Annotated in this window: 22 protein-coding genes and 1 tRNA gene; 22 read left to right on the top strand and 1 reads right to left on the bottom strand. The window is 55.5% G+C overall.

Annotated features, from left to right (window positions below; all coding sequences use genetic code 11):
- Positions 1-86: 86 nt before the first annotated feature.
- The 7 genes from ACOOFE_RS19615 (at position 87) to ACOOFE_RS19585 (ending at position 3146) form a co-directional block, all read left to right on the top strand.
- Positions 87-284: a hypothetical protein gene (locus tag ACOOFE_RS19615; protein WP_420411622.1), complete on the top strand. Its 198-nt coding sequence runs from the start codon at positions 87-89 to the stop codon at positions 282-284.
- A 19-nt stretch (positions 285-303) separates the two neighbouring features.
- A complete protein-coding gene (locus tag ACOOFE_RS19610; RefSeq protein ID WP_420411621.1) occupies positions 304-834 on the top strand; it encodes a DUF6362 family protein in 531 nt (176 codons plus the stop codon).
- Positions 835-847: 13 nt separating this feature from the next.
- Positions 848-1171, top strand: coding sequence for a hypothetical protein (locus tag ACOOFE_RS19605; protein ID WP_420411620.1), 324 nt, complete (start codon positions 848-850; stop codon positions 1169-1171).
- A 307-nt stretch (positions 1172-1478) separates the two neighbouring features.
- Positions 1479-1555 (top strand) — tRNA-Met (locus tag ACOOFE_RS19600).
- Positions 1556-1721: 166 nt separating this feature from the next.
- Positions 1722-2027: a Gp49 family protein gene (locus ACOOFE_RS19595; RefSeq protein WP_420411619.1), complete on the top strand. Its 306-nt coding sequence runs from the start codon at positions 1722-1724 to the stop codon at positions 2025-2027.
- A gap of 14 nt (positions 2028-2041) precedes the next feature.
- Positions 2042-2911 carry a hypothetical protein gene (locus ACOOFE_RS19590; protein WP_420411618.1) on the top strand — a complete coding sequence of 290 codons (870 nt, stop codon included), beginning with the start codon at positions 2042-2044 and terminating at the stop codon, positions 2909-2911.
- 4 nt (positions 2912-2915) lie between these two features.
- Positions 2916-3146: a hypothetical protein gene (locus tag ACOOFE_RS19585; protein ID WP_420411617.1), complete on the top strand. Its 231-nt coding sequence runs from the start codon at positions 2916-2918 to the stop codon at positions 3144-3146.
- Positions 3147-3217: 71 nt separating this feature from the next.
- On the opposite strand, the gene ACOOFE_RS19580 is transcribed toward ACOOFE_RS19585, so the two are convergent.
- Positions 3218-3472 (bottom strand): hypothetical protein, encoded by a 255-nt coding sequence (locus tag ACOOFE_RS19580; protein WP_420411616.1) that lies wholly within the window; start codon positions 3470-3472, stop codon positions 3218-3220.
- 227 nt (positions 3473-3699) lie between these two features.
- Here ACOOFE_RS19580 and ACOOFE_RS19575 point away from each other — a divergent pair, with 227 nt between their 5' ends.
- The 15 genes from ACOOFE_RS19575 to ACOOFE_RS19505 all read left to right on the top strand — a co-directional run bounded on the left by ACOOFE_RS19575 (position 3700) and on the right by ACOOFE_RS19505 (position 20477).
- The gene (locus ACOOFE_RS19575; protein WP_420411615.1) at positions 3700-4416 is read left to right on the top strand and encodes a ParB N-terminal domain-containing protein; all 717 of its coding nucleotides are present in this window, start codon (positions 3700-3702) and stop codon (positions 4414-4416) included.
- The gene (locus ACOOFE_RS19570; RefSeq protein WP_420411614.1) at positions 4400-5323 is read left to right on the top strand and encodes a hypothetical protein; all 924 of its coding nucleotides are present in this window, start codon (positions 4400-4402) and stop codon (positions 5321-5323) included. Before ACOOFE_RS19575 ends, ACOOFE_RS19570 begins: the two co-directional genes overlap by 17 nt.
- A 325-nt stretch (positions 5324-5648) precedes the next feature.
- Positions 5649-6116 (top strand): hypothetical protein, encoded by a 468-nt coding sequence (locus ACOOFE_RS19565; protein WP_420411613.1) that lies wholly within the window; start codon positions 5649-5651, stop codon positions 6114-6116.
- Positions 6076-8109, top strand: coding sequence for a phage terminase large subunit (gene terL, locus ACOOFE_RS19560; RefSeq protein ID WP_420411612.1), 2034 nt, complete (start codon positions 6076-6078; stop codon positions 8107-8109). Before ACOOFE_RS19565 ends, terL begins: the two co-directional genes overlap by 41 nt.
- Before the next feature lie 2 nt (positions 8110-8111).
- Entirely contained in the window at positions 8112-10346 is a 2235-nt protein-coding gene (locus tag ACOOFE_RS19555; protein ID WP_420411611.1) for a hypothetical protein, read from the top strand.
- On the top strand, positions 10346-10525 hold the full coding sequence (locus ACOOFE_RS19550) for a hypothetical protein (RefSeq protein WP_420411610.1): 180 nt from the start codon (positions 10346-10348) through the stop codon (positions 10523-10525). Before ACOOFE_RS19555 ends, ACOOFE_RS19550 begins: the two co-directional genes overlap by 1 nt.
- A gap of 68 nt (positions 10526-10593) precedes the next feature.
- Positions 10594-11694 carry a hypothetical protein gene (locus ACOOFE_RS19545; protein WP_420411609.1) on the top strand — a complete coding sequence of 367 codons (1101 nt, stop codon included), beginning with the start codon at positions 10594-10596 and terminating at the stop codon, positions 11692-11694.
- Positions 11695-11723: 29 nt separating this feature from the next.
- A complete protein-coding gene (locus ACOOFE_RS19540; protein ID WP_420411608.1) occupies positions 11724-12725 on the top strand; it encodes a N4-gp56 family major capsid protein in 1002 nt (333 codons plus the stop codon).
- A gap of 59 nt (positions 12726-12784) precedes the next feature.
- Positions 12785-13291, top strand: coding sequence for a hypothetical protein (locus tag ACOOFE_RS19535; protein WP_420411607.1), 507 nt, complete (start codon positions 12785-12787; stop codon positions 13289-13291).
- 15 nt (positions 13292-13306) lie between these two features.
- Positions 13307-14005 (top strand): hypothetical protein, encoded by a 699-nt coding sequence (locus ACOOFE_RS19530; protein ID WP_420411606.1) that lies wholly within the window; start codon positions 13307-13309, stop codon positions 14003-14005.
- A 4-nt stretch (positions 14006-14009) separates the two neighbouring features.
- The gene (locus tag ACOOFE_RS19525) at positions 14010-16085 is read left to right on the top strand and encodes a hypothetical protein (RefSeq protein WP_420411605.1); all 2076 of its coding nucleotides are present in this window, start codon (positions 14010-14012) and stop codon (positions 16083-16085) included.
- Positions 16082-16774 carry a hypothetical protein gene (locus tag ACOOFE_RS19520; protein ID WP_420411604.1) on the top strand — a complete coding sequence of 231 codons (693 nt, stop codon included), beginning with the start codon at positions 16082-16084 and terminating at the stop codon, positions 16772-16774. The genes ACOOFE_RS19525 and ACOOFE_RS19520 overlap by 4 nt, the downstream gene beginning before the upstream one ends.
- Positions 16771-19293, top strand: a complete 2523-nt coding sequence (locus tag ACOOFE_RS19515; RefSeq protein WP_420411603.1) for a hypothetical protein — start codon at positions 16771-16773, stop codon at positions 19291-19293. The genes ACOOFE_RS19520 and ACOOFE_RS19515 overlap by 4 nt, the downstream gene beginning before the upstream one ends.
- Positions 19293-19994 carry a hypothetical protein gene (locus tag ACOOFE_RS19510; RefSeq protein ID WP_420411602.1) on the top strand — a complete coding sequence of 234 codons (702 nt, stop codon included), beginning with the start codon at positions 19293-19295 and terminating at the stop codon, positions 19992-19994. The genes ACOOFE_RS19515 and ACOOFE_RS19510 overlap by 1 nt, the downstream gene beginning before the upstream one ends.
- Positions 19995-20477 (top strand): hypothetical protein, encoded by a 483-nt coding sequence (locus ACOOFE_RS19505; RefSeq protein ID WP_420411601.1) that lies wholly within the window; start codon positions 19995-19997, stop codon positions 20475-20477.
- Positions 20478-20506: the final 29 nt, after the last annotated feature.

Here is a 20506-nt window from a genome sequence, read left to right as displayed (position 1 = left end):
TTCATCTTGGACAAGTTATTCGGCGAAAAGATCGGCCGGAGTTTGGCCGTGTGGACTATGCAATTCGTTCAATGAAGGAGACGGGAATGAGGATTGAACAGTGCCGCCGCGAAGTCGGTGAAGAGAACAAGCATGAAGCGCCTGCTGAAATCTATCTTGGATTTTCAGTTATGGCAGACGGTTCAGATCCGTGCCTTGAATACGATTACATCGATCTGCCGGACAAACCGGATTGGAAAACTGTCCGATACGTACGAGCAGATCTTGTCGAAAAACAACAGTGACTCAGTAGGAGCCCCATCGATGAACCTTGCTGACCTTGAACTTCTTATCCTCGACCGGCTCCTAGAAGCGCAGGTCTGTATGAAGGCATTGCGGGTGACCGGTGTTCGTCCTGGCCTGCCGTCCACCTTCTGGCCGGAAACAGAAACCAACGAAAGCGAGCGCTGGCAGGTGGTGAAGGAACAGCTCATAGAGGGCATCAAGACCGATGACCCTCTAAAGCCGCGCCGAACCCCGCCACCGGCCGCCGCGATCACCCGCATGGAAGAAACATGGGAATGGCTCGCCGGGATCGACAACGAAAACGCCCGCAAAGCGGTGGCCATCAAAGTGTTTGCTTGGGTTCATAAAGTTTCAACAAGCACCCTTGCCAGGAACATGAGGATCAATAGAGTGACCCTAAACCGCAGATATAACGCGGGAATGGAAGAACTGATGGCAAGGTTCTGTAAAACAAGCGTTTTCCCCGAGCCTGCAGACGAAGATTTGGTGCATCAGTTTCGGCCAAATCAGGCTATACGTAGTGGCAACATCGCAGCAAGTGCAGCTTGAACGGAACGGCGCCATGAAGCGGTATCTGACTTTTGGGTTTTTCCGTTGTGAACCAAGTGGTGGCTGGGAAGATTTCCAGGGCGAATTCGAAAGCCTTGAAGAAGCCCGCGCGCACGTCGGCACGTTGTTAGAAACCAAAGGCAATTGGATAGACAGCGTTCAAGTCGTGGACCGGGAAACCAACGAGGTTGTCTTTAGTCAGGAACAGGGTTTCAAAGACAGCGACTATTGCGACGGAAGCAGCAAGGACAGCGTGTTTCGTCCGAAGAGAATGCCAGAAACCAGCGCTAAAACGATCAGGTTTGGACGCCCGACGCCGTTCCAAGCCCAAGGTTAAAGCAGAATAAACAGCGAGAGAGGCCCGGTGGATGGGGTCTGAGGTCGCCCCTCGGATTGCTATGAAGCCGGGCCAACAGTTTGGCCACCTCATGCCGGTGTGGAGAGGTGGGGCGTGCCGGAAGATCGCGAGATCGCCCAGCTCTTGGTAATTGCAAGAGGGGACGGGGTAACACGGACGGGGGTACGACCGGCATCAGATTAGAGCGGGGAGCACCGCGAGCGGCAGACGATGGCAACCCCATCAGCAAGCCCGAAGCCCCACTTCCACATAGAGGTTTCCGGTGGAAGAAACAGCGGTTTATTTCGGCAGGATGGCGCAGTCCGGTAGCGCGCTTGGCTCATAACCAAGAGGCCGCAGGTTCAAATCCTGCTCCTGCAACCAGTTCCACGCGTTGATCCGTGTGTCATTCCAGGCATGACCGCACGGGGAGCCGTAGACCTGGTCGGGGATCTGGCGCGCTAACGTGTTTGCGGCCACAAGCCCCGCAGTTTCCAAGCCCGTCACCTTCACTGGTGGCGGGTTTTTCTTTGAGACAGAGGTAAGACTGATGAACCCGACTGAACAGCAGATTGAAAAGGAAATCCAAGGCAAGGGGCTGAACGCTCCACGTCTTACGCCGGATCTGATCGATGCGGCAATTGCTTCGGAGCAGTATCACGTGTTCCCCGGTACCACGATGACGGTCTGCGCCCTGACACTGCGCAACGGCTACATCGTTACGGGCGAGAGCGCGGCTGCTTCTCCTGAAAACTTCGATGCAGCCATTGGCCGGAAGATTGCCCGGGAAAATGCCCGGAATAAGATCTGGATGCTTGAGGGCTATCTGCTCCGCGAGCGCCTGTCCCAGTCGTAAGGGAGGCGATGCCAATGAAAACCTTTATCGTTTCACTGAAAAGCCCTGAAGATAGCGCTGTCCAGTTGGACGCCGATGGTTTTGAGATCTGCGGCGGCGAATTGCACTTCCATCGGAAGGGCGACGGAGCGAATGAAGTCGTTTCTGTTTTTACCGCTGGCAGTTGGAGCTATTTTACGCCGGTGGCGGCGTTGATTGACGCTTCGCAATACGTCGGTGACGACTTCAACCCGGCATCTGTTTTTGGGACTGACGCATACATCCAGGCCGCCCAAGAAAAATTGGTTCGCGAACATGAGAAGCTTGCCCAGAAAGAGGCAGCCATCGCGTCCCAGACAAGAGGAGCCTATCAAAAATCGGATCAGATCCGGTTTGCTGATGAGGCGTTGGCGCCGATGCCGCTAGAGTGTGAAGCACACCTTGACAAGCAGGCGACAGAAATCTTGCAAACGGGCTCGGGCGCCGGAGTGTCTTGGGCCGAAGCTTATGTGCGTAACCGGTGGTGGTTGTACAGGCTAGGTAAAGGATCGCTGCCGCCTTTCCTTGAGCCATCAACCGCTGATCAACAAACAGCCGGGACTTGCGGCCAGCAATCTCCGAACGACGATGTCGCTTGTGAAATGCGAGAGGCTTACCCCTTCAGTGAAAGGGAGTATCTGCTCCATGAGCCCGCATACATCAAGATCAGTTTTCGGCCGAAGGATGGGTCAGATCCACTGAGCATCTCAAGCTACATGCAGGCAAGCACCAGCTTCCCAGCGCGCCCTGGCGAAGATTGGCGCCGCGGCGATGATCTGCCGGACGGCCCGTTCAACGTAGATACATTCAATAGCATTATGGACCGGATTTGGAATGTCCTCCGCGAAAACGGCATGGAGAACTGAGCCGATGATCCGAGAAATCCGGAACTGGTTCTTCAATCGCTGGGTACGGTTCCACCTCCCGGCTGAAACCGAAACCTACATTCTCATGGCTGATGTCGAACAGGAGCACATGCGGCACTTCTATGTGGGTAAGACAATGCTGCGGCTGTGCTTTCCGAGGGTTGACCTCATCGAGATTGCCGACGGCGTTCTGACCATCGTCAAGGGTGACTGCACTGCACGCATTGAGGTGTGAGCAATACAACTCCACATCCGGTTGGAAAGGGAACGGCGCGAGTTGCAGATAGCTGGCGCCGCCCAGATCGTTTACTCAGCTTGGGTTAAATCAATATCGGCCGGGGCAAGGTCGATCCTATCAGGCCCAAGGGATTCAAAGATCTCTTCAGGTGTTTGGCTAACGGTATATCTCACTTGACCAGGGCCAGTATGCCCTGTGGCGATGCTGGTCGTTTCAACAATAGTGTTGGTTCCATGGTTAAAGACCGCGACGATGTGGGCGGTGTTGAGAACAATCGGGAAGTCTCTTGTCCCGCCAGTAACATTCAATCTGATGAACTTCATTTTGAGTACCTCATAGAACTATAGCAATCTGAGGTTACTGGTGCGGAGGGTGGTTCATCAACTTAAAATAGGTCCGTGATTTCCCGTATCAGTCTGTCAATCGTGACTAAATCCAACGGGCAATTCGTGACGTTTCTTAAGCGCCTTTAAAAGGCTCTGCCAACAATCCGAAATTCCCTGCCGACCGGGCGGGGGCCACGGTGCTGTAACACCGTGAACCGTGAGACTTGACCTCACATGACCGTCATTGGCCGGTAACGGCCATCCCGCCACCCTACGCAGGGCGGGATCGTTTCTATCGAATGGTCATGCAAGAGCACAATCTAAAAGTTGAAACCTGGTCAACAGACAAGGTAAAGCCGTACAAGAACAACCCGCGCCAGATCCCGCAGTCCGCGGTTGATAAGGTGGCCCTGAGCCTGAAGGAGTTCGGGTGGCGCCAGCCCATCGTTGTGGATAAGCAAGGCGTCATAGTCGTGGGGCATACCCGCTGGATGGGCGCCCAAGCGCTGGGAATGGAGTCGGTCCCGGTTCACGTTGCCAAGAACCTGACCGCCAAACAGATCAAGGCCTATCGGATCGCAGACAACCGGGTTGGTGAAGACTCGGCCTGGGATGCGGATCTGCTCAAGATCGAGCTGGAGGACCTGACAGAAGGCGGGTTTGAACCTGTCTCCATGGGCTTTGAAGAAGTTGAAGGCCTTCAGATGCTGGCCGGCGAAGGGGAAAACGACCCTGAGGCCGAGTGGCAGGGCATGCCGGAATTCAATCAGCCGGACGCCACGGCACATCGCCAGATCATTATCAACTTCAAGGATGATGAGGCCGTTGCGGACTTCGCCAAACTGATCGGCCAGGAGATCACGCCAAAGGCTCGATCGATCTGGCACCCTGAGGAAGAAATCGCCCGTTACGCGGATAAGCGTTATGTGGCCGAAGCCTGAGTTCCCGCTTTACATCCCTTCCAAGGGGCGGGCTCAGTACATGATGACATCCAAGGCGCTGACCAGAATAGGTGTGCGTCACTCAGTTGTTGTTGAGCCTCAGGAAGTGGATGACTATCGCAATGCGGCCAAGGATCTGCTCTGCGATATCGTTGTGCTCGACCTGTCTTATAAGGAACGGTACGAGCTGTGTGATGATCTGGGCCTAACCAAGAGCACAGGGCCGGGACCGGCGCGCAACTTCATATGGGAGCATTCCATAGCTCAGGGCCATGACTGGCATTGGGTGATGGATGACAACCTTGCCAACTTCTACCGGCTGAACCGGAACATGAAGATACCGGTGGGGGATGGAACGCTGTTCAAGGTGATGGAGGACTTCTGTCTCCGGTACCGCAACGTGGCCATGGCTGGCCCTGCCTATGAGAGTTTCGCGCCGAGGAAGCAGAAGGCGCCGCCCTTCATTCCGAACACCCGGATCTATTCTTGCAACCTGATCAGGAACGATGTCCCGTTCAGGTGGCGTGGCCGGTACAATGAAGACACGATCCTGTCCCTGGATATGCTGAAAGCGGGCTGGTGCACGGTTCAGTTCAACGCATTCCTGCAAGACAAGATCGAAACCCAGAAGATTGGGGGTGGCAACACAGCCGAGTTTTACCACGTCGAAGGTGACGTTCAGCCGGGGCAGAAATACGCCTCAGGCGGCACGACAGCCAAGTCAGAGATGCTTGTGAAGGTCCACCCGGATGTGTCGCGTCTGGCCTGGCGTTTTGGCCGTGTCCACCACCACGTTGATTACAGGCCTTTCCGAAAGAACCGGCTGATCAAGCGGGAAGGGGTCGAGGTGGGCCAAGGCGTGGACAACTACGGCATGAGCCTAAAGGTGATTGATGGGGCCGAATAGATACTGACAATGCTGTGTGCTTAGCCTCGCGTTTTTATCCAAGCTCTGTGACCATTGTCTATGTGTTTTACTAACGTAAGTTCAGCATCGTGCCGACGGCTGTGCCAGAGACTGGTAAACGTCTGTTCGGTCTCACACCAACCGCGATATTGTTTTCCTTCGGGGGCAGGTTCATCCGGGTCCTGGGTTTCGGGCTCTTTTGGGTCATCAGCCATCACAGTACTCCCTATTAGAAATGACAAGTGAAACACCTCGGGCTTTGCAACGCAAGGATGTCAGAGCGACGTCAGATCGTCATTGAAAAGGCCTGAGCCGGAAAGAGCAAATGGCAGATGTGAAGAACAAGGGCGGTCGCCCTCCGGCCCTTGAGGCCAATGAAAAGACGCTGAAGCAGATCAAGGGCCTCGGCCAGATCCAAGCCACCACCAAGGAATGCGCCGCTGTTCTTGGCGTGTCAGAACCAACCTTCATCAAGTTCAAGAAGGACAACCCGGAAGCCGCTGAAGCCCTCGACTTCGGTCAGCATGAGGGGCGGGCTTCCTTGCGCCGGTTGCAGTTCAAGGCCGCTGAAAAGGGCAACGCCGCCATGTTGATCTGGCTCGGCAAGCAATTGCTGGGACAGCGGGACACCAAGGAGATCAGCGGACCAAACGGCGGCCCCATCCCGACCATTGATCTTAGCGAAGCAACGGATGAACAGCTTGAAACCCTCGAAGCCTTCTTCGGTCCAATTGCAGGCGGATCCGGCGACGATGATGCGGGCGATCCGGGCGGAGAGGAAGCGGAGGGCTGAACAGGTCGAGCTTGACCGTGTTGCGCGGGAGTCCGAACGCATCCGGGCACGGTGCAGCACCCTGGCAGAGTTCATCAAGGAATTTTGGCCCATTCTGGAGCCAAAGAGGGAACTGAAATTCGGCTGGGCCCTGCTCGCCATGTGCAAGCACCTGGAAGCTGTCAGTGAGGGGCGTATTCAGTTCCTCCTGATGACTGTCCCACCGGGCATGATGAAATCGCTCCTGATGGTCTTTTGGACCGCTTGGGAGTGGGGGCCATGTGCACGGCCTGACATTCAGGTTTTGGCGACCTCCTACAGCCAGCCAAACGTTCTAAGGGATAACATCAAGCTTCGCCGTTTGGTGGAAAGTCCGAAGTTCCAGATGCTCTGGCCGATGCGCTTGCGAGCCGACCAGAACGCCAAGGGGAAGTTCGAGAACACCGGCAACGGTTTCAGTGAAGCCCGCCCGTTCAGCTCCATGACGGGTGGCCGTGGCGACCGGGTCAAGATCGATGACCCGCACTCAACAGAAACGGCGGAAAGCGACACGGAACGGGCAACAGCTGTCCGGATCTTCCGAGAGGGCATTTCTGACCGCCTGAATGACGTGGCAACGTCGGCAATCGTGATCATCATGCAGCGGCTTCATGCGCAGGATGTTGCGGCTGTCGCGCTCGAGCTTGATATCGGGTTCGTCCATCTGAACTTGCCGATGGAGTTTGAACCGGAAAGCCGTTGCCGGACTGTCGTTGACGGTGAGCTGTTCTTTGAAGACCCGAGAACCACGGACGGTGAATTGCTCTTTCCGGAGCGTTTCCCGGCAAGTGACGTTGACCGGTTGAAGAAGGCCAAAGGCTCTTACGCCTACGCCGGACAGTATCAGCAGCGCCCGTCGCCACGGGATGGAGGCTTGTTCCGCCGATCGGACTTTAAGACCATCCCGCAAGCGCCTGCGCTGGTCCAGTTCGTCAGGGGCTGGGACTTTGCGGCAGGCGAAGACATAACCGCGGCGCGAACTGCCGGGGTCAAGATTGGCATCGCAAGAGATGGCCGGGTGATCGTTGCTCATACGGTTGTTGAACGTGCCGGCCCATTAGGGGTGCGGAATCTGGTCAAGACCACTGCGCAGGCTGACGGTGTCGAAACACGGATTTCCTTGCCTCAAGATCCAGGGCAGGCAGGCAAAGACCAAGCCGAACAAATGGTCAAGATGCTGGTCGGCTACACGGTTAGGGCATCAAGGGAAACCGGCGACAAGGTGACAAGGGCCGAGCCCTTTGCAGCGCAGGTTGAAGCCGGAAACGTCTACCTGGTCGAAGGACCATGGAATGAGGCGTTTCTTGATGAAATGGAAGCGTTCCCGAGCGGGAAACTGAAAGACATTGTTGATGCAGCCTCTCGCGCCTTCTCGGAATGCGCGCTTGGCGCTGGCAGGGTGTTTGATCCGGACATGGCAGAACTTGAAATCCCTCCGATGGCTCTTCCAGGCCACTGGCCGAAATCCTATGCGCTGGCCGCCGACGCTGGCCGTGTCGTGGCCCTGTGGGGCGCTTGGGATGAATACGGGGCCTGCCACATCTATGCGGAATCGGAGTTCTCCAGTGGCGATCACGCCAACCTTGGGGCCGCGGTGAAAGCAAGAGGCGATTGGGTTCGGGGTGTTCTGGCCCAGACCAGCCAGATGAACCTTGCCGATCTAAAGGAATACAAGGCAGCTCTGCGCCGTCACAACATCTACGTGAAGCCTGACGACAAGAGCCCGGATGCCGGTATCGTTGAGGTCAAGTCCACCCTTGCCAAGGGGTTCGTCAAGATCTTCTCGAACCTGGAACGGCTCAAGGACGCTTACCGCACCTATTACATGGATGAGACCGGCCAGCCTGCAGAGCCGTCCCTTTACATGGACGCCATGCGCTCACTGGTCGCTTCCGGCCGCAAACGGGCACAGGTCAAGCCCAATAGTTTCAATACGTCCTCAGGGCGTTCTTCAGCAACACTTTCAGGGTTTTAAGAATGCAAGAACGTCCGGCATCGAAAGAGGCACTGAAGGCAAAGCTCGGCGCTATTGTGACGCGCCTGGAAGGCATTGCAAAGGACCGTGTGTCTAAGCGATCCACCATCGAGCAGCGCTGGCTGGACGATCTGCGCCGGTATCATGGCCAGTACACGGCCAAGGAGATTGCGGGCTTCAGCGAGCAGGACCAGTCCGAGATCTTTATCAACCTAACCGCTCCAAAAACGGACGCGATGGTTGCCAAGCTCCAGGACCTCCTGTTTCCAACTGATGATCGGAATTGGGGCATTCAACCAACACCAATCCCTGAGATGACAGAAGAGGCGAAGAAGGCCCGCGGCCACGTCTCAGAGCTCAAGGATAAGGTTGGAGAGCTGCGGGCAGCGGCAGAGGCGGGAGACCCACAAGCACGGGCCAAATTGCCAGCAATTGAGAAGCGTATCGAAAGCCTGGAATCGATCGATACTCAGTTACGGCAGCATGTGGAGGAAGCTAAGAGCCGGTCGGGTCGCATGGCAGATCTCATGCACGACCAGTTGAAAGAGTGCGGCTATCAGGCTGCCATGCGTGACAGTTTGGAGGATTCCGGCAAGATCGGGACTGGTGTCGCCAAAGGCCCAATTCAAACAGACAAAGCCCGCCGCCGTTGGATACTGAGCAATGGCAAATTCACGATGGGGGAAGAAGCACAAACGGCAGTGGGTTTCCAACACGTCAACCCGTGGGGGTTCTTTCCGCCCCTTGATGTCGCGCACCTGTCGGCTGGTGATGCCGTCCTTGAGCGGCACCTGATGAGCGAGGCCAAACTCCGTAATCTCCAGCATAAATCCGGCTTTGACAAAGACGCTTTGCGCCGGTTGTTGAACTCAGATGCCCGTGACAGCGTTCCGAGCTATTTCCAGGATCTGAGGTCCATCACCGGGGAAGGTTCTCAATCCACCGGCAAGTTGTATCAGGTTTGGGAATACTCCGGCCCGTTGACGGCCGAAGAAATGCGGGATCTCCATATTCATGGCGAAGACATAGAGTCTGCCGAGGAGCTGGAAACCGAATTTGATGCTCTGCAGGAGGTCCAGGCCCGTGTCTGGTTCTGCCAGGGCGAGGTTCTGAAGTTCGCTATCTACCCGTATGACAGTGGCGAGCCGATGTATTCGGTCTTCAACATCCGCAAGGATGAGGGCTGCGTATTTGGTTTTGGTGTCCCGCATATCTGCAAACATGCACAGGACATGTTGAATGCTGCGGCCCGGCAGATGATGAACAACGCGGGAGTGTCTTCAGGTCCTATTTTTGTGATCGACAAGAGCCAATTGGAAGTAGACGACAACGATTGGACGATCCGTCCTTTCAAACGTTTTTATTCCAAGGACGGCATTCCCAAAGATGAAGACCCGATCCGCGTCATTAACATCGATAATCATCAGGCCGAACTTGCGGCGATCATGGCGATTGCGCAAAAGCATATGGATGATGAAACCGGCCTGACAGCGCTTGCGCAAGGCGATCAGGGTTCGGGCGTCACCAAGACTGCCCAAGGAATGGCAATCCTGATCAACGCCACGAACGTGATCTTTCGGCGGATCGTCAAGAATTTTGACGACGACATGACTGTTCCAAACATGCGCCGTCTCTATGACTGGAATATGCAGTTCAGCGACCGGGAAGACATCAAGGGTGATTACGAGGTTGATGCCCGTGGTTCTAGCGTCCTCCTGGCGCGTGAAATGCAGGCCCAGAACCTGCGCTTGTTTGCTCTGGAGTTCGGTTCGCATCCGGAATACGGCCCAATGCTGAAAAAGCCGGAAATGCTCCGCAAGACCGTTCAGGCCTTGATGCTTCCGGCTGATGAGGTCGTTTTGGACAACGACACAATCCAGGCGAACGAAGACAAGCGGCGCAAAGAGGCCGAAGAGGCGATGAAAGCGGAGGCCGCTAGCCAGGGCATGAGCCCTGAAGAAATGCGGATCAAGCAGATGGAACTGCAATTGAAGCAGAACCAAATGGGCCTTGAAGCCGAAAAGGCCAACATGGACAACATGACAACACTACGGGTGGCACAGCTCAACCATCAGACCGCCATGATGACGCTTGCTGCGAACTCAAATGTGGCGATGGAAGAGATCGCCGCCAAACTTCAGGACAAGCGTGAAGAACGCCGATTTGAGGCACAGAAAATCAAGGTTGAGCAATATATGACGCTCACCACCGGCCAGACGGCAGGAGGTTTGGTCTGATGCCGATCGATGTGCACTCTCCAACCTGGAAGACCATCCTGGAGGCCGACGAGAAACACCGTGATCGCCCAATGAAAAAGCTGCGTAAGCACGGGACTGATCACCCGACAACAGAATACCAGCGTGGGTATTTGGATGCCTTGGACATGATCCAGGGCCTCGCAGAAGACCAGCGCTGATCACGGCACATTCCGTGCCCTGAACCCAACCGGGCCGCCTTATGGCCGCCCATCTCTCCGGAGCAAACATGACTGATGAAACCAGCGCACCCGCTGAAGCCGGTGCGGTAGAAGAATCTGTGTCCAAAATCTGGGCCGAACTTCAAGCTGAAGAGCTCGGTGAATCGCTCGCTGACGACGGTCAACCAGCCGCTACCGAGCCAGCTGAAGAGGTTGCTACAGAACCCCAAGACCAGCAGACAGCCGCAGACGCCACTGCCGCACCGTCTGCGCAAGAGGGTCAAGAGGCAGCCACCCAGACAACCGATCTGCAGACCGGCCAAGACGATGCCAATCCCGCATCTGAAACGCCCGTTGATGAGCGGATTGAGAAACTCGAACACAAAGTTGCATCAGATCAGGGTCGCATTGCTGCACATGAACGCGATGGCCGCCACCATGAGGCCGCTAAAGTCCGCGCTCGCGTTCAAACCCGCCTGAACGAACTCGCCGCTTTGAGAAAAGGCCGCGAAGATCTCAAGGTGAAAGATGACGGCACTCAGGGGGCCGAGTTCCGGGAAGAATACCCGCAGGTTGCCCAGCAGCTGGAGCAACAGCGTCAGAGCCAAGACGATGCTTTGGCGGCTCGCGAAAACTCTATCAACGAAGACCTCGGGCAACTTTTCAAAGAGCAGAAAGAGCTACTTGAAAAGAAACACCCCGATTACGCGGATGTCGTTGCAAAAAACAGCGCTGATATCGTGGAATTTGTTAATTCCCCCGGCATTTCACGCGCTGCCCTACAAGGTTTCCGAGAAAACTATTCCGCTGTCAGTAATGCTGCATCAGCCGAAATTTTCATGGACGCCTTTAAAGAATACAAGGCTGCAAAGGCGGCCAGCACCACACAAACGACCGAGATCCCCAATACGGGGAAGCCGGCCGATCCTCCAAGTGATCAGTCCGCTGTGACAAGCGCTCCGTCCGAGACTGTGGATCAAACCACTCAAGTCACACAACCCGACCCGGACGCCAAGCGCCGCCAGAAACAACTGGACGGCGCGACAAGCACGACTGGCAACACCCATCCTCCAATGTCTTCCATGCCGCCAGCAGATAGCGAAGATATCTCAACGCATTGGAAATATTGGCGCGACAAGGAACGTCAGGACGAAGCACAGCGAGGCTAACGGGCGGGTCTGAATAGGACCCAGATCCCATGACTACCATCCTTTCGACTGCGACTGGCATCAGCCAGCGCACGAACACTTGGGCTATGCGCAAAATGCTTCGGTATGCTGCGCATGTCTCCATTCTCGACAAGTTCGGCAAGCCGTACAAGATGCCCAAAAATAAGGGCGTCAACCTGACGTGGCGCCGTCCAGTACCGTTTGATGCGGCGACCACACCGCTGACAGAAGGCGTGACACCGACACCGCGCGCGATGGAATATGAAAATGTTCCTGCCACCCTGCGGCAGCACGGTGAAGTGACCAAGATCACAGATGTGATCGAAGACACCCATGAAGACCCGGTCCTTCAGGACATTGTCGAGCTGCTGGGTGATAACATCGGCCGCACGAAAGAAGCCCTTCTTTGGGCTGAGCTTCGTTCCGGCACCAACGTTATGTATGCCAATGGTGCCTCACGTGCTGAGGTTAACACACCGCTGAGCATCAACCTGCAAAGCAAAGTTATCCGCGCCCTGAAAAACCAGAAGGCTCGGAAGCTGCGCGAGGTGCTCAAACCAAGCCCGGATTATGAAACCTACGGTATCGAGGACTCCTTCATAGCCGTAGCTCATACAGACAACGAAGCTGATATCCGGAAGCTTGACGGCTTCACCCCAGTGGCTCGCTACGGCACCATGACGCGGATCTGCCCGCAGGAACTCGGCTCTGTTGAAGAAGTTCGCTACGTCTGTTCGCCTGATCTGGATCCATATCTGGATGCAGGTGGGGCTCCTGGCAGCACTGTAAAATCAAACGGTGGAACTCAGGCAGATGTGTATCCAATCATCTATCTCGCGAAAGACGCCTACTCTTTTGTGGCTCTGGCAGGAGAAGATGCGCTCGAACCGTCGATCATCCCGGTAAACAAGAAAGACAAGTCCGATCCGCTCGGCCAGGTTGGTTATGCGGGCTGGAAAACCTGGTTCGTAGCCAAAATTCTGAACGATGCCTGGATGGTGCGTTTGGAAGTGGCCGCGAGCGCCCTCTAAACCATCCCCAACTTTGAGGCGGTGGGCTTCGGCCTGCCGCCTTTCTTATGAGGTACCCCATGGCACAGATCGAACTCGATAAAGCCACTAAACCCCAGCTGTTAACCCAAGCAGGGCTGATGAACCTTGAAGTCCCGCAAGGTGCAACCGCAAAAGACATTCGGGAGTTGATCCGCGAACACAAAGGTCCGGAGACTTTCACCATTGCTCCAAGCATCCCCCTTATGACACCCGTGGATGCTGACGAAGAGCCGGAGGTGATTGCAGACAAAACGTTTCCTGACGATGAGGACCAGGACACCGAAGATGAAGAACAAAAGATCACAACGGTGACGTTGACAATTGCTCGACAGGAAGGCGAACGCGCAAATCTGGACCTGTATTGCAACGGCGAATGCATGCTCATCCCCCGCGGGAAACCGGTAACCATTCCCATCCGCTATTTCGAGGTTTTGGAGAACGCCAAAAAGATCTCCTACACCGTCGGCACTGAACCAGGCGAACCGGCCCTTAGCAACCCGATGGAAACGCCACGTTTCTCATACGTCGTTCATTCCAAGCAGTAATCCGGAGGCGTCCCCTTGAATTACCTCCAACTCTGCCGGCGCACGGCTCATGAAAGCGGCACCAGCTCCTTCCCGGGAACTGTATCCGGCTTGAATGGCCGACCCCTGGACATTGCCAATTGGGTTCAACAGGCCTGGATCGATATCCAGAACGACCGCGCAGAATGGCTGTGGTTGGAGGATAGGTTCGAGGGGACGCTTCTTGCCGGTATTTCGACTTATGAGGCCAGCGACTTTGGCCTGACCCGGTTCCGCGAATGGAAGCCCGGAAAAGACCCGGAAACAGGTATTGCAAACTTCACCGTTCAGGGCGCCAATGAAGACCGCGCTCAAGAAGCACCGATCTATGACATGACTTGGGGCCGGTTTTGGCGGACCTATGACAGAGGCGCAAACGCAGGCCGGACGGAAAAGCCACTCGTCTATACGGTCGACACTCAGGAACGTTTGCGGTTCTGGCCGGTCCCAGATGGGTCATACACAGTGCGCGGCCTCTGCCGGAGATCCGCGCAACGGTTGACGGCATCTGACGATGTGCCCGAGGTCCATGAAGATCATCACATGATCATTGTCTGGAAAGCGCTTCTGCTGCTGGCGGCCCATGACGAGTCTATCGATCAGCCGCAGTTCTGGCACACGAACTATACGAACATGCTTGGCGATCTGCAGCGTGTTGAGCTGCCCCGCATAAAAGTCGCTGGCCCGCTGGTCTGATCTGATGCCAAGAACCCAAACATCTTCGATCCTGCTTCGCGGCGGGCTGAACCTGGTCACGCCTGCTATGGCGATGCCACCGGGTATGGTGATCGCCTCTGAAGGCTATGAGGCCGATGTCAGTGGATATACGCGATTTGCGGGTTACGAGCGCCTGGACGGGCGCCCTAAGCCGTCTCAAGCCGCTTATTGGGTGTTGGCCTATGACGCAGGCACAACGGCTGTCACGGCTGGCCAGACGGTCACAGGAGCCACATCCGGGGCCCAAGGAATCGCGCTGATCGATGGCGTGTTGGAAAGTGGCGCCTATGGCTCGTCTGATGCGGCCGGTTATCTGGTTCTGATTGAAGTCGCCGGCACGTTCCAAAACGATGAAGCCTTGCAGGTTTCCGCAGCAACCGTTGCGACGGCGAACGGAGAATCGATCAAGAGCGGGGCAGGGAACGACACAGACGATGCCACATGGCGTCAGGCCGCTGTTGCTGAACGCCGGTCGGTCATCACCCAAGCGCCTGGATCAGGCCCAATTCGCGGGATCTGGACCTACAACGGTGATATCTACGCTGTTCGGGATGATGTTGCCGGAACGAACGGTTACATCCACAAGGCAACCTTGCTTGGTTGGGAAGCGCAGACGCTCGGCTTCGTTCTTGATTACACAGCTACCAACAAGCTGTTCCAGGAAGGTGAAGAGATCACTGGGACAACATCGGGGGCAAAGGCCACAGTCCGGCGCCAAGCGCTTACAGACGGCGGCACAACGACCGGTGACGGCTTTCTTGTCCTTACGGACATCACAGGTACATTCCAGGCCGAAACGATCACAGGGGCGGATTCTACCGCTTCAGCGACAGCCTCCGGGGCACCGGTTGAAACGATCCTGCCTGCTGGCGGGAACTACAAATCGCTGGTGCATAATTTCTACGGCAAATCGGACTGGAAGCGGGTCTATTTCGCCAACGGTGTTGGGCAGGCCCACGACTTCGACGGGGTTGTGGCCGCGCCCATGCGGACCGGTGTTGAGCTTGAGAAGGACAAACCGACCCATATTGCCGAGCATGCAGAGCATATCTTTCTCGGCTTCAGAGGTGGTTCCCTTCAGAACTCGGAAACCGGTAATCCTCTCCAATGGACAACAACCGGTGGAGCCGCTGAGAAAGGTTTTGGGAGCGATTTTGCAGATCTGATCCCGTCCTTTGCCACGGCCATGATCATCATCGGCACGTCCAAGATTGCTTATCTGACCGGGACCAGTAATCAGGACTTCAGCGTCAACGACCTGACGGACGAACCCGGTGGTCGGCCTGGAACGGCCCAGAACATCGGCGGTGTGATCTATCAGGACTTGCAAGGTGTTCGGCGGTTGTCAGCCACTCAGGCCTTCGGGAACTTCCGCACGGCCACCTTGACCGAGCTGATTGAACCGCTCTTTGAGGCCAAAAAGCGGAAGGGCGTCACGCCGGTCACATCTGTTCGGGTCAAGAGCCGGGATATCTATCGCCTGTTCTGGTCCGACAAAACCGTCACGTCCATTTACATGGGCCGGAAACAGCCGGAATGCATGCCGATGACCCTTCCGTTTCAGGTGTCTTGCGCCCACTCAGGCGTAGATGCTGACGGCAATGAGCTGATCTTGGTCGGGACCGAGGATGGCTGGGTGTACCAGTTGGATGTTGGGACATCCTTCGATGGTGCGGAAATCAACGCCTACACCCATCACCCGTTCAATTCGTTGGGCGCTCCGACGATCAACAAGCGGTTTCAAAAGGTGGTGTTGGAAGTCAAAGGCGATGAGCCGGCGACCCTCTCAATCATGGCGGATTACTCCTATGGAAACCCGGATCTGATCCCGACCGCAGAGCAAATTTTTGATGTCTCCATGGGCGGCGGCTTCTGGGATGTCGACAACTGGAACGAATTCTATTGGGGCGCTCAGTTCGTTGGTGAAGCGGTCGCCTACATCAAGGGTTTTGGTTCCAACATCTCAACTGCGATCCGCTCTGACGCCACTCACGAGAAGCCACACACGCTCTCGACCCTCACTCTGTACTTCAACCCGCGCAGGTTAAGGCACCCATGAGCAACGATTATTACGGCCGCACAGAGAACCTAACCCGAAATACCGGGGCAAGGCCTGATCAGATTAGCCGCGAGCTGGATGGCGTTGTTGCTGGGTTCGACAAGCTCCCGCCTCCTTCGGCCCTCAGCTCCGGCGCTGTTACCTACTTTGAAGATGTTGGAACAGCCAACGCCTATGTGGTCGAGGTCGAGAATGGCCCCACCACGCCAACCAAGGGCACGGCTGTTTCGTTCTATGCCGGCAATGGCAATACAGGCGCGGCAACCCTGAAATATGGCTCATGGGACCCCAAGGCGCTGCGCCGCCTGGATGGCACCGAGCTTTTTAGTGGTGACATCAAGGCCGGTCAGCAAGTCGAGGCAAGGTATCAAGGCTCTTACTGGACAGTTTCCGCGATGATTGTCGCTGATGTTCAGGCAGCGATCGACGCCGCCCAAACCATTGAAACCTTGCGAACCGAGATCGTGACCATTGGTTCCATCTCAACCGAGTTGGTCGAAGTGCATGCCAATTTGGCGGCCCTAGTCAGCCTTCACTCGAATATGGCGACCTTCACAACTGTCGCCAATAACCTCGAAAACATCAACGCAGCAGCCGAACAGATCCTTCCAGGATTGACTGCCGTCAACGCACGAATTGATGCGATCGACGTTTCTAATGACATCATCTGGTGGAGCCTGGCCCTATGAGCAGCGAAACGAAAATCTTCAACATTGGCGATACAGATACTGCTGTTGCGTCGGCTGCGGTCGGCAAGAAACTGGTGGTTCAAGACCTCAGCGTTTCCAACGTGGGTAGCTACCTGCCGAATGAATTTGCGCCGGTAACCGGCGAGCGCCCTAAGCACATCGGCACGATGTGGCAGGAAACGCACCAGAACAGCTTATTTTACCACGGCTGTGAAACGCTCAACATGAGCGACACGCTCAGCATCGTGAAGTTCTGTGACTTTAGCTCCAGCACAACCGGCGCGAGGATCTATGTGCAGGCCGTGGAGTATGATGCGGCGAATAAGTGCACCTACTCTGGACCGGCTGTGTACATCGGATCGTATCAGGCGAACTACCTGCCTGACGGCCTGCATATGGGAAAGGCTGGCGCGACCAAGTTTGTCATGACTAGCTGCCGCACCAGCTCCCGTATCTGCAGCTACAAGGTTGATCCGGTTACACTGATCATCACGCCGATTTCATCTACCGCAGGCCCTTCTGGCTATTCCGCTGGCTACGTTCCGGGCCGGTTCTCGGCTGCGTATGTGAGTGAGGGTAAGGTTCTGGCCCATATCTACGGCACCAGTTCTGGCCTGTATGAAGTTGGGGTTCCGGACAGCGGCGATCTGACCTTCACCCTTCTCCAGGATAAGGGGTCCAATAAACACGGCTACATGGTCAGAGCACACGATACTGACTTGTCTTTTGCCCATATGTACGCCGAGGGCAACGGCGATTTCCGGATGGCTCTGTTTGACTACACTGAAAATGATCAGTCGATGTCGAGCACGACTTACACGCAATATGTAGAGAGTAACGCCAACTCAAGTGGTCAGTTCTGGAACCTCGTTGAACTACGTGATGATGGTACCTACGGCTTTGCTTGGAACATTGTTTCCACTCAATCTTCCTACCCTGTCCGGCTGACTGTGTTCTCTGACAAAACCGGAAGCAATCTGACGCAAACGATTTTGGCCAGCGCAACGACAAACCTATTCCCCAGCATTAAGCGCTGCGGCCCAGGTATGTATATCTACACGTTGAGCGGCAGCAGTCCGGCAAGTTACGGCGTTGCACACCGGGTTAAGCGGAATGGCACTGCGGCTGACATTGATCAGGTTTCTGCCGGTCAATTCAACGCTCATAGAGTGAAAGTCGGCTTTAAGGATGTTGTCTTAGGCCAGCACAACAAGGGGGCCGCTGACTATCTGTGTACCAAAGATGCCAGCACTCTCGACCAGAACGGTGTGTTCTTGAACGTTGGCCGGTACAACGGGAGCCGCATTAGGTGGTCTGCCAGCCTTGGCCGGTACGTGGTCTGCAAAAACAACTGCATCTATGCACTTGATGCAGATTTGATCCCGCGCGGATCTGTGTTGGCAAAAAGCACGGGTTATGCTGGCCACAAAATTGATATCTGGCAAGACGATGACACTAATGTGCTCGTCACGTTTTACCAGAACCAGTATCTCTATACCGTAAGCCAAGAGAACAACACCTACTTCGATAAGTTCAAAGTCCCGACAAGCTTCAATGAGGCCTATAGTGCCGAATGGAGCCTGCAGGCCATGCATAACAATAACTACGGCGCGCAAGGGTCTAATATCCAGCCGATGTGCTTCCCCGGTGGATCTTGGGTCATTATTGGTTACTTCCGTTATTCAAGTAACTACTGGTATACGGCCTTTGGCGGAACTGGCGGGACGTGGACAAACTCTGGCTCAGACATGAGCAATATCAGGTACACCACCACGTCCGGCTATGGCCGACCGTGTGACCACGCCGCAATTCGGGTCGGCACAGACGCGATTATCGACGGCTACCTGCTTAGCGGGAACAACACCCGGATTGACCGGAATGACAATGTGTCACCGGCTCAAAACACGACAAGCGGGCGCAGCAACCTAAAGGGGAATGGTGCTGCAAACGGGGTTACTCATTATGACCAATTTACTCGCGATGGAATGGCGAGTCTTTGGCACGGTCACGGCGGCGCGCACTGCTTAAACATCAACGCCCCCAGTAACTATCACTTCTGGAACACGGCCACTGCAAATGACTACTACGGCAACGCCTTTTTCCTTCAAGGAACGACCCCGTACGTAGCCACCGCCGATCAAGCAAACGGTTACCGTCTATGGAAAGTCGGGGCGACGTTAGAGCAAGTAACGCAAGTCGCTTACGCAGCTGGTGATGACATTAAATACAGCCCAATGTTTGGCTGGCCGGATACGGGGGTGAACTACTTCAGTCCGGACGGCGTGACTGTAAACCGGGTTTTCGGCGTTGTGCCGGGCACTCGGACTGTTGAACTTTCAAAAACAGGCGATGGGCAAACCAAGTCATTCACGCTCGTGAATGGCCAGCAGATCGCGGTTGGCGAAGTCTTCAAGCTCGATGCAGGGACCGTCATCACACCCGGCGAACAGCTCAGACTGAAAGCGGATGCCGCTGGTGCAATCCAAGCGATGGCGACAACAATTGAGGCTTCCGACTAATGGTTAGCTTAACGAAGTACAGCAGCTCAGGCGGCGGGCTAGCCGCTGGCGCTGTCGGGGGCGGTGGACTGACTTTAGGTCAGCTCGCATCGTACCACAAAGACCAGCTCATTGCTCAGTACGACATCAACGAAACCGCGAACACGTTGGAATTTTCCGGCGTGTTTACTGAGGAAATGGCGGAAAGCGGGAATGAGTATTACGTCGAGTTTCAATTCGGCGGAATTCACACCTCAACGCAAAATCTCCATTTGGAATTGGAGATAGAGGGGCAATGGATCACTGGCGGCGGCGCGAGTAATTATTATTGGTGTTATGCGGATGGCTTCCAATCCAGCACCAGCGCTTGGAGCAACGGCTCTATCTCACTCAGCAACTTTACTTTGTGCAATGCCGCTGGATATGCGGTTTGGCGTGGGGAGTTGCTATTTCCGCAATTGGTGCAGGGGGCGGTTTCCAATCAGGCGGATTACCCTCACGCGCTGCATTGGTTTGCAAAGAACGTCTCATACAGTCGGACAGGTGGTGCAACCGTTTGGGGGACGGGCGGTTGCCGAGGCAGGGACGGTGAACGCGTCACAGGTTTCCGGTTCTATGAAAACACCCCAAGCAATGCCAGTTACCAGCTAGGCAAAACCCAACATATGGGTACCAGCGTTAAGGCCTTTGTGTCGATCTACGAGCGGACAAGGAGCCTCTAAATGAACCTTTCCGATATCTACACTATTCGAAATGGGAAGCGTGTCCGGCTAACCACTGTTGAGGTTGACGCACTCCCGCAAATCACGCTTGAGGATCTGAAGGCCAATCTAAAGGCGGAAGTAAACCAGCTTCGAGATACCAAACTTGAGGCCGGTTTTGCCCATGATTTTGGCGAACCGCACGGCGTCAAAGTGATGGATACCCGGAACGTTAATGACCGGGTTAATTGGATCGGTGGCATGCTGATCTATCAGGGCCATATTGCAGCAGGAAATGGGGATGTCGTCGGGGCGAAAATCCGGACTGCAGACAACATCAATATAAGCCTCTCATACAAGGCGGCTGCGGCTGCTATTTCGGCTGTTGGTGATTACGCAAACGCGATCCTCAACAACAGCTGGACCCTTAAGGACGCCATCAGTGCGGCGCCTGATGAAGCGGCGCTAGCAGCCATCGACATAACGACCGGCTGGCCTGGCTAACGCCTCTCAAAAACCGAACCGAATTCATG

The organism is Roseibium sp. (assembly GCF_965216085.1).
GTDB lineage: Bacteria > Pseudomonadota > Alphaproteobacteria > Rhizobiales > Stappiaceae > Roseibium.
Note: the sequence above shows the minus strand (reverse complement) of the source record. Positions and strands in the feature narration are given on the sequence as shown.